Source organism: Bifidobacterium sp. SO4 (assembly GCF_018555355.1).
In the GTDB taxonomy this organism is placed as follows: Bacteria; Actinomycetota; Actinomycetes; order Actinomycetales; family Bifidobacteriaceae; genus Bifidobacterium; species Bifidobacterium miconisargentati.
Window position 1 is genome coordinate 21,772 of record NZ_JAFEJP010000022.1, and the last position, 11,709, is coordinate 33,480.

Annotated in this window: 8 protein-coding genes and 1 riboswitch; of the genes, 6 read left to right on the forward strand and 2 right to left on the reverse strand. The window is 65.1% G+C overall.

Annotated elements, in window-relative coordinates; all coding sequences use genetic code 11:
• Window positions 1–61: 61 nt before the first annotated feature.
• Together JS536_RS11165 and JS536_RS11170 are read right to left on the reverse strand one after the other, a co-directional pair.
• On the reverse strand, window positions 62–1,534 hold the full coding sequence (locus JS536_RS11165; protein WP_214304652.1) for a glycine--tRNA ligase: 1,473 nt from the start codon (window positions 1,532–1,534) through the stop codon (window positions 62–64).
• Window positions 1,535–1,633: 99 nt separating this feature from the next.
• Complete coding sequence (locus JS536_RS11170; protein ID WP_214356982.1) at window positions 1,634–3,046, reverse strand: C1 family peptidase; 1,413 nt, start codon at window positions 3,044–3,046, stop codon at window positions 1,634–1,636.
• Window positions 3,047–3,332: 286 nt separating this feature from the next.
• A riboswitch (TPP riboswitch) is annotated at window positions 3,333–3,440 on the forward strand.
• On the opposite strand from JS536_RS11170, the gene JS536_RS11175 reads away from it, so the two are divergent.
• From JS536_RS11175 to JS536_RS11200, 6 genes are all read left to right on the forward strand, one after another.
• Window positions 3,432–4,355 (forward strand): hydroxyethylthiazole kinase, encoded by a 924-nt coding sequence (locus JS536_RS11175; RefSeq protein WP_214356983.1) that lies wholly within the window; start codon window positions 3,432–3,434, stop codon window positions 4,353–4,355. Its footprint overlaps the riboswitch before it by 9 nt.
• A 137-nt stretch (window positions 4,356–4,492) precedes the next feature.
• Complete coding sequence (thiC, locus tag JS536_RS11180) at window positions 4,493–7,240, forward strand: phosphomethylpyrimidine synthase ThiC (protein ID WP_214356984.1); 2,748 nt, start codon at window positions 4,493–4,495, stop codon at window positions 7,238–7,240.
• Window positions 7,241–7,276: 36 nt separating this feature from the next.
• Window positions 7,277–8,071: a bifunctional hydroxymethylpyrimidine kinase/phosphomethylpyrimidine kinase gene (gene thiD, locus JS536_RS11185; protein ID WP_214304656.1), complete on the forward strand. Its 795-nt coding sequence runs from the start codon at window positions 7,277–7,279 to the stop codon at window positions 8,069–8,071.
• Window positions 8,072–8,143: 72 nt separating this feature from the next.
• Window positions 8,144–8,527, forward strand: coding sequence for a thiamine-binding protein (locus JS536_RS11190; RefSeq protein ID WP_214356985.1), 384 nt, complete (start codon window positions 8,144–8,146; stop codon window positions 8,525–8,527).
• A gap of 321 nt (window positions 8,528–8,848) precedes the next feature.
• Window positions 8,849–10,228 carry an MFS transporter gene (locus JS536_RS11195; RefSeq protein ID WP_214356986.1) on the forward strand — a complete coding sequence of 460 codons (1,380 nt, stop codon included), beginning with the start codon at window positions 8,849–8,851 and terminating at the stop codon, window positions 10,226–10,228.
• A 263-nt stretch (window positions 10,229–10,491) separates the two neighbouring features.
• Window positions 10,492–11,547, forward strand: a complete 1,056-nt coding sequence (locus JS536_RS11200; protein WP_214356987.1) for a hypothetical protein — start codon at window positions 10,492–10,494, stop codon at window positions 11,545–11,547.
• The last annotated feature ends 162 nt before the right edge of the window (window positions 11,548–11,709 follow it).

Genomic DNA, 11,709 nt, shown 5'->3' on the forward strand with positions numbered 1-11,709 from the left:
TACGGTGACAGCTCCCCTCAGCGAGGGGAGCCAGAATCGATATCTCTTCCGTGCCGGCCGATCAGTACAGGCCGCCGGCTTCCTGGATGCCGGAGGCGGGCCAGGGCTCGCCGCCCATCTCGACGGGCTTCAGCGGCACGCGGGTGCGCTTCTCGCCGATGCGTGCGGAGACGTAGTCGGCCACCTTGTCCAGGGAGACGCGCTCCTGGGCCATGGTGTCGCGCTCACGAATGGTCACGGCGTGGTCGTCGAGGGTGTCGAAGTCCACGGTGATGCACAGCGGGGTGCCGATCTCGTCCTGGCGACGGTAGCGGCGGCCGATGGCGCCGGACTCGTCGTAGTCGATCATCCACTCGTTGAAGCGCAGGTCGGCGGCGAGGTTCTGGGCCACCTCCTGCAGCTCCGGCTTCTTGGACAGCGGCAGCACGGCGGCCTTGATGGGGGCCAGACGCGGGTCGAGGCGCAGCACGGTGCGCTTGTCCACGCCGCCCTTGGTGTTCGGGGCCTCGTCCACGTCGTAGGCGTCCACCAGGAAGCACATGAGGGAGCGGGTCAGGCCGGCGGCCGGCTCGATGACGTACGGCACGTACTTCTCGCCGGTGGCCTGGTTGAAGTAGCTCAGATCCTCGCCGGAGTGCTTGGCGTGCGCGGACAGGTCGAAGTCGGTGCGGTTGGCCACGCCCTCAAGCTCGCCCCAGTCGGAGCCCTGGAAACCGAACTTGTATTCGATGTCCACGGTGCGCTTGGAGTAGTGGGCCAGCTTCTCCTTCGGGTGCTCGTAGTGACGCAGGTTCTCCGGCTTGACGCCGAGGTCCAAGTACCACTGGGTACGGGCGTCGATCCAATACTGGTGCCATTCCTCATCCGTGCCGGGGGCCACGAAGAACTCCATCTCCATCTGCTCGAACTCGCGGGTGCGGAAGATGAAGTTGCCGGGCGTGATCTCGTTACGGAAGGACTTGCCCATGTTGGCGATGCCGAACGGCGGCTTGGAACGGGAGGAGGTCATCACGTTCTTGAAGTCCACGAAGATGCCCTGGGCGGTCTCCGGGCGCAGGTAGTGCAGGCTGTTCTCGTCCTCGACCGGACCCAGGTGGGTGCGCAGCATCATGTTGAAGTCGCGCGGTTCGGTCCACTCGCCGCGGGTGCCGCAGTTCGGGCAGACGATGTCCTTCATGCCGTTCTCGGGCATCTTGTCGCCGTGCTTCTCGGCGTAGGACTCCTCGAGCTTGTCCGCACGGTTGCGCTTGTGGCAGTTGAGGCACTCGACGAGCGGATCGTTGAAGACGCTCACGTGGCCGGAAGCGACCCACACCTCGGGCGGCAGGATGATGGAGGTGTCGACGCCCACCACGTCGGGGCGGGTGACGACCATGGAACGCCACCATTCGCGCTTGATGTTGTCCTTCAGCGCGACGCCGAGAGGACCGTAATCCCAAGCGGAACGGGTGCCGCCGTAGATCTCGCCGGCGGGGAACACGAAGCCGCGACGCTTCGCAAGGGATACGACTTCATCGAGTTTGGATTGAGCCACAATGCACCTTCTGGTTTGAACGGTTTGGGGACTTGGTTACAACCGCTTCAGGATAGCGGCACTCCCCTACATCCCTTCCATACCCTGGAATTGCGAAAATCAGCGGCAGGGGCGGGTGAGGGGCTGCCAGGGGTCAAGCTCGACCGGTTCGGCCTGGGCGAGCTTGAGCGTCGCCTCGTCGAGCATGTCCTTGCGGATGATGATTTCGGTGACGAACTGGTCGAACCAGGCGTCGGAGGCCACATAGTAGCCGTCCTTGCCGTTGTCCTTGCCCCAGCTGTTCTCGATCTTCCAGCGATCCGGCTTGCCGTTGTCATCCAGGTTTACGCCGGTGAGGGTCATCGCGTGGTTGCTGGGACGGTCGCCGTATTCGAGGCCGTCCGCCTTGTCGAACGTGAATTCGGTGCCGAACAGCTGGTCCACGCGCACGGTGTCGCGGTCGAAGACGCCCTCGCCGCGCAGCGCGAACTGCATGCAGTCGCAGGCGAACCAGATCGGGTGGCCGGCCTTGAGCTGGTCCACGGCGGCCTTCTTGAACACGTCAAGCGGCACGTTGACGAATTCCATGTCGCCCGCCTCGATGACGTTCGCGGTGTAGCGGATGCGGTAGCGCGTGTTGAACGGGGTGCGCTTCATCGGGGCGTTGGAGATGGTCACGAAGTCGTTGACGTCCACCGGTACGTACTTGCGGTAGAACTCCATCGGGGTGATGCCGGTTTCGCGGATCTGCCTGCGCTCGTCCATGCCGGATTCCTGCTTGGACTGTCCGGCCTTGCCCGACTCGCCGTCCTTATCGTCATCGTCGTCCTTGACGCGGGCCAGGAAGTCGAACGTCGCCGGCGGCTCGCCGAGCGCGATCGCGCAGATGCGGTAGACGGTGGCCATGTCCTCGCGCTTGGCCTCGCGCAGGGCGTCCAATGTCTCGCCAGCCTCGTGACGGCGGCGCAGATCGGCGGCAAACTCGCGCAACTTGGTGTTGAGGTACTGCTTGAAGGCGTCCGAGTCGCGGGAGTTCGCGGATTCGGGGTAGGCGGACTTGGGCACGAGGCCGTACTTGTTCACCAGCGCGGCGAACATCTGCCACCAGCCGCCGTCGTCGGACGGGCCGTCATTGATGACTTCGAAGATGCGGGAATCGGTGGGCTCATCCAGGGTTTCCAGCACATGCTCGAGATAGGTGTTGGACTTCTCGATGGCGTCCCAGAAGAATAGGTAGATTTCGGAGAACTCGAAGTCCTCGAGGTTCCAGCGGTGCATGAGCTCGTAGCGCAGGGTGTTCAGGGACGCGAACATCCAGCAACGGCCGGAACGTTCCTGGTTGGTGATCGAACCCTGCTTGAGCTCGATGGAGAAGTCGCGCGGCAGGGCGCGCAGGCCCTGGTAATCGGTGGCGGCGGCGAGCACGCCGGTGGAGACGGCGGCGTTGGCGGCCACGAGATTGGCGCGGTCGGCGTTGAACGCGCGCGAATAGTCCCTGATCTGTTCGATATCGACGGCGGATTGATCGGTCATGGTTCCTCCCCTGTGGATGGGCTCACGCAAACGGTTTCATCCTACACGGGTCGGGGCGGGATGAGCGGCTGCAGGAGAGACCCGACGCCATATGATTGCCGAAAGCCATCCGGCCGGTCTCCTCTCAGTCCGCTTCGCGGCCAGCTCCCCTCATCGAGGTGAGCCAAAAACCTGAGTGCCGGCCCAATACCACGGCGGCGCGCGACGCGCCAGAGGCAATGGCCGCAAATCAACGATTCCGTGCGATTTTGTGACGAAATTGTCTGGATTCGGGCATACGTTGGGCTGCGTAATGCAGGGGGACCCGCGTCAACGGCGGGTTGAGAATGGCTTCGCGCCTGACCCTTTGAACCTGTTGGTTAAGACCATCGTAGGGAGCAGTGATATGAGCGATGATTCGCACGTACATTGTGGTACATCCAATCAACTGAACGACGGCACGCATACAGACGGGAAGCCCGATCTGACGGCTTTACGGGCCTCCATCGCGCAGGCGGTGCGCAATGTCAAGGCCAGGACGCCGCTGGCGCAGTCGTTCACCAACTTCGTGACCATCAACCTGGTGGCCAACGCGCAGCTTGCGGCCGGCGGCACGGCGGCCATGAGCTTCCTGCCGGACGACGTGATCGACACGGCCTCCATCTCCGGCGCGGACTACATCAACGTGGGCACGCTGCTGCCGTTCTATGCGGAAGCACTGCCGCAGATCGCACGCGCGTTCCATAAGAGCGGGCACAAGTGGGTGCTCGACCCGGTGGCGGCCGGCATCGGCAAGACCCGCACCGAGATCCTGCGTGCATTCCGTGCCGCTCCCCCGACCATCGTGCGCGGCAATGCCTCGGAGATCATCGCCCTGACGAACATGTGGGGCCTGGCCACGGCCGACGGCGAGACGAGCCGTCCGGCCGGCGTGGAATCGGTGGATGAGGTGGACGCGGCCGTGGAACCGGCGAAACGTCTGGCCCGTTTCCTCGCGGATTCGGCGCCCGAAGACAAGGCCGCCGTGGCTGTGTCCGGCGCCGTGGACCTCGTGACCGACGGCGAACGGACGTACCGTCTGCCGGGTGGCAGCGCGATGATGGCCAAGATCACCGGTGCGGGATGCTCGCTGGGCGGCGTGACCGCCACGTATCTGGCCGTGGCCGAGCCGTTGACGGCCGCCCTGGCCGCCTCCCTGCTGTACAACCGCGCCGCCGAAGCGGCCGAGGCCAAGGCCGAAGGGCCGGGCTCGTTCCAGGTGCATCTGCTGGATGCGCTGTGGAACCTCACGCCCGAACAGGTGGCCGATTCGGAGATTCTGGCTTACTGATCGTACTGCTTTCCGCAGTTTCTAGGCTCCCCTCTCCGAGGGGAGCTGTCACCGTAGGTGACTGAGGGGAGCCACACCAAACCGTCAATTTCCTATTCCATACAGACTTCCTATTTATCCAATCAAAGGAACAACCAATGAGCAACGAATACCCGTACGCATCCATGCGCGACTCGTTCGACCTGTCCGCGTACTTCGTGGTGGGCCCCGAGGACTGCAAGGGCCGCCCGCTGACCGACGTGGTGGACCAGGCACTGCGCGGCGGCGCGACCTTCCTGCAGCTGCGCGCCAAGCACGCGGACGCCTCCGAACTGACCGCGATGGCGCAGGACATCGCCCAGATCATCGAGGACAACGACAAGTCCGACTCCGTGGCCTTCGTGATCGACGACCGCGCGGACGTGGTCTGGCAGGCCCGTCGCAAGGGCATCAAGGTGGACGGCGTGCACATCGGCCAGACCGACATGGAGCCGCGCGAGGCCCGCGCATTGCTCGGCGACGACGCCATCGTGGGCCTGTCCGCCGAGACCGAGGCGCTGGTCAAGCTCATCAACGAACTGCCGGACGGCTGCATCGACTACATCGGCGCCGGCCCGCTGCACGTCTCCACCACCAAGCCGGAGGCCTCCGTAGGCGGCAACGACGGTTCCGGCAAGACGCTGGACGCCAAGCAGATCGACACCATCTGCGCCGCCTGCGATTTCCCGGTGGTGGTGGGCGGCGGCGTGACCGCGGCCGACATGGACATGCTGGCGCACACCAAGGCGGCAGGCTGGTTCGCGGTCTCCGCCATCGCCGGCGCCGACGATCCCGAGACGACCACCCGCGCGATGGTCGAGGGCTGGAAGGCCGTGCGCGGCGAAGCGAAGCACGGCTATGCCAAGCGCATCGTGACCCACTCCCCCGCGGCGGACACGCAGGCCGCCCAGGAGGGCACCGCGCCGGCGGGCAGCGAGGCCGCCGACAAGCGGTTCACCAACGCCAAGGAGGCCAAGGCCGCGCAGAAGCTCGCCAAGCAGCAGCGCGTGGACATCGCCGCCCGCGGCTCGGCCCAGCGCGACAAGGCGCACATCCGCAAGACCAAGCCCGTGCATTTCGAGAACCAGTTCGGCTCCTACGACCTCGAGGTGCCGTACACCGAGATCAAGCTCTCGGACACGCCCGGTGTGGGACCGAACCCGCCGTTCATCGACTACAACACCGAAGGCCCCAAGTGCGATCCGAAGGAGGGCCTGAAGCCCCTGCGTCTCGACTGGATCAAGGACCGTGGCGACGTTGAGGAATACGAGGGCCGTGCTCGCAACCTGGAGGACGACGGCAAGCGCGCCATCAAGCGCGGCCGCGCCACCAAGGAATGGCGTGGCCGCACGCACCAGCCGATGCGCGCCAAGGACCACCCGGTGACCCAGATGTGGTACGCCCGCCACGGCATCGTGACCCCCGAGATGAAGTACGTGGCCGAACGCGAGAACTGCGACGTGGAACTCGTTCGTTCGGAGCTCGCCGCCGGCCGCGCGGTGATGCCGTGCAACATCAACCATCCGGAAGCCGAGCCGATGATCATCGGATCCGCGTTCCTGACCAAGCTCAACGCCAACATGGGCAACTCGGCCGTGACCTCCTCCATCGACGAGGAGGTGGAGAAGCTGACCTGGGCCACCAAGTGGGGAGCCGACACGGTCATGGACCTTTCGACCGGCAACGACATCCACACCACGCGCGAGTGGATCCTCAGGAACTCCCCCGTGCCGATCGGCACCGTGCCGATGTACCAGGCGCTCGAGAAGGTCGAGGACGACGCCTCCAAGCTCAGCTGGGAGCTGTTCCGCGACACCGTGATCGAACAGTGTGAGCAGGGCGTGGATTACATGACCATCCACGCCGGCGTGCTGCTGCGCTTCGTGCCGCTGACCGCCAACCGCGTGACCGGCATCGTCTCCCGCGGCGGTTCGATCATGGCCGAATGGTGCCTGCAGCACCATCAGGAGAGCTTCCTGTACACGCACTTCGACGAGCTGTGCGACATCTTCGCCAAGTACGACGTGGCGTTCTCGCTGGGCGACGGCCTGCGCCCCGGCTCCCTCGCGGACGCCAACGACGCGGCCCAGCTCGCCGAGCTCATGACGCTGGGCGAGCTCACCCAGCGCGCGTGGGCCAAGGACGTGCAGGTGATGATCGAGGGCCCGGGCCACATCCCGTTCGACACCGTGCGCATGAACATCGAGATGGAGAAGGCGATCTGCAAGGACGCCCCGTTCTACACGCTCGGCCCGCTGACCACGGACACCGCGCCGGGCTACGACCACATCACCTCCGCCATCGGCGGCGTGGAGATCGCCCGCTACGGCACCGCCATGCTGTGCTACGTGACCCCGAAGGAGCACCTCGGTCTGCCGAACAAGGACGATGTCAAGCAGGGCGTGATCGCCTACAAGATCGCCTGCCACGCGGCGGACATCGCCAAGCACCACCCGCACGCGCAGGACCGCGACCTGGCCATCTCCAAGGCCCGCTTCGAGTTCCGTTGGCTCGACCAGTTCAACCTCTCCTACGATCCGGACACCGCCATCGCCTTCCACGACGAGACCCTGCCCGCCGAACCGGCCAAGATGGCGCACTTCTGCTCGATGTGCGGCCCGAAGTTCTGCTCGATGGCCATCTCGCAGAACATCCGCAAGCAGTTCGGCGGCGCGGCGGCCCAGGAGCAGCTCGTGGCCGATACGCTCGCCGGAAAGATCCCCTCCGCGCAGGAGGCCCGCGGCGCGATGAGCACCCCGGCTTCCGCCGGCGCCACCGCCACCGCCGAGGACATCCAGGCCGGCATGGCCGAGATGAGCCGCAGGTTCCAGGAGGGCGGCTCCAAGCTGTACCAGAGCGCGCAGTAACATAAAGCCGACTTCACACGGAAGAAAGGAAGAACCATGTCCACGTTGCCGCCCGTACTCGCCATCTCCGGATCGGATTCCTCCGGTGGCGCCGGCATGCAGGCCGATCTCAAAACCATGATGGCCTGCGGCGTGTTCGGCATGAGCGCCATCACCGCGCTCACCGCGCAGAACACCACCGGCGTGCGTTCCATCCAGGACACCAAGCCGGAAATCCTGGCCGACCAGATTGACATGGTCTTCGAGGACATCCCGCCGCTGGCCGTGAAGATCGGCATGGTCTCCGCGACCGACATCATCGACACCATCGCCGACCGTCTGACCGCCCATCACGCCACGAACATCGTGCTCGACCCGGTGATGGTGGCCACTTCGGGCGCCAAGCTCATCAGCGACGACGCCATCGCCGCGCTGACCGGCCGCCTGTTCCCGATGGCCACGGTGGTCACGCCGAACATCCCCGAGGCCGAGGTGCTCACGGACACGCTGATCCACGACCAGGAGGACATGGAGGCCGCGGCCCGCCGCATCGTGGACAAGTTCGGCTGCGCGGCGCTCGTCAAGGGCGGACACGGCACCGAGGACGCCAACGACGTGCTGGTGGAGACCGACGGCACCGTGACCTGGTTCGACGGCGAACGCATCGACAACCCGAACACCCACGGCACCGGCTGCACGCTGAGCTCCGCCATCGCCGCCTATCTGGCGCAGGGCGACTCGCTGCCCAAGGCCATCAAGCACGCCAAGAAGTACCTGACCGGCGCGCTCAAGGCCATGCTGGACCTGGGCCAGGGCTCCGGTCCGATGGATCACTTCTGGAAGTACCGCTGACGCATCGGTAATCGGTGGCTCCCTTCGCTTTCCGAGGGGAGCCACCCACGTTTATAGGGAAAGGAATACCCCATGGTTCTTGACCGCAACGCCGTCAGGCAGGAAGTGCCGGTCGATCCGGTCACCGGCAAGCCGTACCTCAACACCGTGGCCGCCATCCAGGTGTCCGCCGCGGGCGTGGGTTCGGAGGTCTCGCCGTACGTGTCGCAGGCCATCGAGGTGATCCGCGAATCGGGCCTGCCGCAGGAGACCAACGCGCTGTTCACCAACGTGGAGGGCGATCTGGACGACGTGCTCAAGGTGGCCGGCGAGGCCGCCAAGAAACTCGCCGAACAAGGCTACCGCACGTCGCTGGTGCTGCACATGGACATCCGTCCGGGCTTCACCGGCCAGCTCACGGAGAAACCGAAGTTGGTGGACGAGATTCTGGCGGCGAAGCAGCAGGAGCGGCAGTAGTCCGCGGTTACCGTGACGTCATGATTTCAGGGCGACCCTTATCGGGCCGCCCTTTTTCGTTGTTTCCCCTGACGGCTACCGTTCACAATGTGGCCGTCGCCGAGCAGCCTGCGGGAGCGCACCTATAGTTCTTTCCTGACGTACGTGGGCAATCTCACAACGATTGCCCACCGTAGGTGAATTCAAGACGCCGCCCGCATCCGACGCCCATCCCACACAATGGGAGGGAGAACGGGATCACGGGCGAAGTCAAGAGTTCGCCCGCCGGCAATATACCGTTGAGCGGTTGCCGTCGGGCAGGATGTAGAAGAGGCGCTCATTATGACTGCTGCTGAACAGCAGATTTCCCGCAATTCCACGGCCATGAATTCCACGCAGGTGCGTGAGGCCGCCGCGAATCGCACTCAGGTAGAAGAAATCATCTCGCGCGTGGATCGCGCGCATGAAACCCCGATGTTCCATCGCATCGTCGCCCTGGTGGCGGCCGGCATGCTGATGGACAGCATCGACGTATACATCGGCAGCGCCGTGGCTTCCAGCGCGCTGTCCACCCACTGGTCCACCGTGGCCCAGAACTCCACGTTCATGTCCGCGGGCTTCCTTGGTCTGCTGGTCGGCTCCCTGCTGGCCGGCTTCGTGGGCGATCTGAAGGGCCGCCGCGTGGCCTACCAGATCAACCTGCTGCTGTTCGGCGGCTTCACCTTCCTCGGCGCGTTCGCCCCGAACATGGCCATTCTCTCCCTGTGCCGCCTCGGCGCGGGCCTCGGCCTCGGCGCCGAGATCGTGACCGGCTTCGCCATGGTCAACGAGTTCGCCCCGATGAACCGCCGCGGCCACTGGTGCGCGATCGTCTCGCTCGTGGCCAACTGCGGCGTGCCGATCGCCATGCTGCTGTGCGCGTTCATCATCCCCCGCTGGAGCTGGCGTCCGCTGTTCGTGGGCATCGGTTTGGTGGCTGCCGTGATCTGGTGGCTGCGCCGCGACATCCCCGAGTCCCCGCGTTGGCTCGCGGTGCATGGCCGTTACGATGAGGCCGACGCCATCGTCAAGCAGCTTGAGGCCAATGGTTCCGAACCGGCCGAATCCGTGACGGCGTCCAAGGCGGATTCCACCCGCAACGCCGGCGGCCGTTCGCTCGGCATCTGCCTGCTCGTGGCCATCGTGGCCGTGAGCGCCACCAACGTGTGCTCCTACGCCTTCACCTCCTGGGTGCCGACCATCCTGGTCAAGCGCGGCATCAACCTGTCCGCCTCGCTGACCACCTCCACGATGATGATGCTCGGCGCCCCGGTGGGCTGCCTCATCGGCTCCCTGCTCATCGACCGCATCGGCCGCAAGCGCACCATCGTGCCGGCCTTCCTGTTCACCGGCGTGTTCGGCATGCTCTACGCCTTCCAGACCTCCACCGCCGGCGCCATCATCGTGGGCTTCCTGCTCATGATGTGCCTCTACGTGCTCATGGCCTCCGTGGTGGCCGTGTACGCCCCCGAGCTGTTCGCCACCAAGGTGCGCTTCCGCTGCGTGGGTGTGGCCAACGCCATCGCCAAGCTGCTCAACGTGCTGATGCCTATGGTGGTGGGCTGGATGCTCGTCTCGCTGGGCGCCACGTCCATCTTCGTGTCCATCTCCGTGATCGCCATCGCCTCGATGCTCATCGTCGGCTTCTTCGGTGTGGAGACCGCCCAGAAGTCCGTCGGCTGATCGGGTTCGTTAATCTCAATGTGTTGTCAGCGGTATGACGGCTGACAACGTCCATTCGGCGTCCTGCATTTCGATATGCAGGACGCCGTTTTGTTGTTCCAGCAACCGGCGGTACCGGTCCAGGCCGGTGCCCGACGACAGGGTACCATTGACGTCCGCGCGTATCCGGCCGCCGCCGTTCTACGATGGAATCACCAGACATGCCGATGGACATCGCGGTTCATCGGCCGGATGCCGGTACGCCGGCAGGAAAGGAGGCCGTCATGACCTCTGCACCATCGACTTCCCGCTCCCCGCGCCCATCGGATTTCCCCGTCGACGACGCACGGCGCACAGCCTTGCCTCGGTTCACATGGAATCGCGCGCACGGCATCGGCATCGCCGCACTGGGCATGTTGCTGATACTGCTCGTCTGGGCATCGGGACTGTTCGTCATCGACCCGGCACTCACCTCGGAAACCACCAGGACCGTGCTGCCGGGGTTCGCCTGGCAGACCAGCATGATCGGACTATGGCCGGTGGGATTGGGACTCGCCAATCTGATACTCGGTTCGATCCGTTCCGGGAGCCTGTCGTTCCCGTTGGCGAGCGCGTTGCTCGGCCCGGTCGGCTTCGGCTGGGCAAGCCTTCGGCTCATGCCCGGCGGCCGGGCCGATTGGCGGTATCTGCCGTTCGCGGATTGGCTGGCGCTGATGCGTACCGAGGGACTCCGGCTTGCGGCGACCACGTTGGGAGGCTGTCTGATACTGCTGGCCGCCTATGCGGCGATCGCGTTCGTCTGTTTCGCCATCGGCCGGTATGGGCTGCGTGAACTGTTCGTGGACCCGCCGCCGGCGAGCGCGAGCGGCCGTCTGCTGGCATGGATCCGACGGGATACGGTGCGGTTCGGCTGCTGGTTGACGGTCGTCTTGATCTACGGCACGTTGTTGGGCTGCGCGATCGCCGGCGGTGGAGCGGCGATGGTCGGTGCGTTGCTCATCAATTTCGTGATTCCGCCGGTCCTGTTGGTGGCGTGCGGCGCATACGCCTCGCGCGAGGAATCGTTGGCCCATCCGTGGCGGGCGCTGCTGTTCCCTTTGGTCTGCACGTTGGCGGCCGTGCCGTTGCTCGTGGCGTTGATCCATCCGTTCGACGATGTCTGCGTGCTCGCCATCATGTGCGAGCCAGCGGCTGAAGGCGGCTCTTTCGACTGGTCGTCGATGTCGGACGTATGGCATTTCACCGTGGTGTTCGCGGTGTTCTCCTTCCTCGGGTTCGGCGTGGTATGGCTCGTCCGGCGGATCGCCGCGGCGGTCCGGACACACGGAGCACGGCCGTAGGATGCGGAAATCACGGGGATGAATCCCGCTCGTCCCCGAGGTGCCTCATTTGAAAGTGAGCGCGAAACCGGGAGTGGTGCCTCACTGGAAGTGAGCGCGAAATCCTAGTCGGTGTCGGCTGGTGTTTCGTTGTGGTCTTCCGGTCGGACGCCCGCGATCTTG

Excerpts from the sequence above, each read along its gene's own strand:
- JS536_RS11170 (WP_214356982.1), bottom strand. The coding sequence starts at position 3,046 with ATGACCGATCAATCCGCCGTCGATATCGAACAGATCAGGGACTATTCG.
- JS536_RS11175 (WP_214356983.1), top strand. The coding sequence starts at position 3,432 with ATGAGCGATGATTCGCACGTACATTGTGGTACATCCAATCAACTGAAC.
- thiC (WP_214356984.1), top strand. The coding sequence starts at position 4,493 with ATGAGCAACGAATACCCGTACGCATCCATGCGCGACTCGTTCGACCTG.
- thiD (WP_214304656.1), top strand. The coding sequence starts at position 7,277 with ATGTCCACGTTGCCGCCCGTACTCGCCATCTCCGGATCGGATTCCTCC.
- JS536_RS11190 (WP_214356985.1), top strand. The coding sequence starts at position 8,144 with ATGGTTCTTGACCGCAACGCCGTCAGGCAGGAAGTGCCGGTCGATCCG.
- JS536_RS11195 (WP_214356986.1), top strand. The coding sequence starts at position 8,849 with ATGACTGCTGCTGAACAGCAGATTTCCCGCAATTCCACGGCCATGAAT.
- JS536_RS11200 (WP_214356987.1), top strand. The coding sequence starts at position 10,492 with ATGACCTCTGCACCATCGACTTCCCGCTCCCCGCGCCCATCGGATTTC.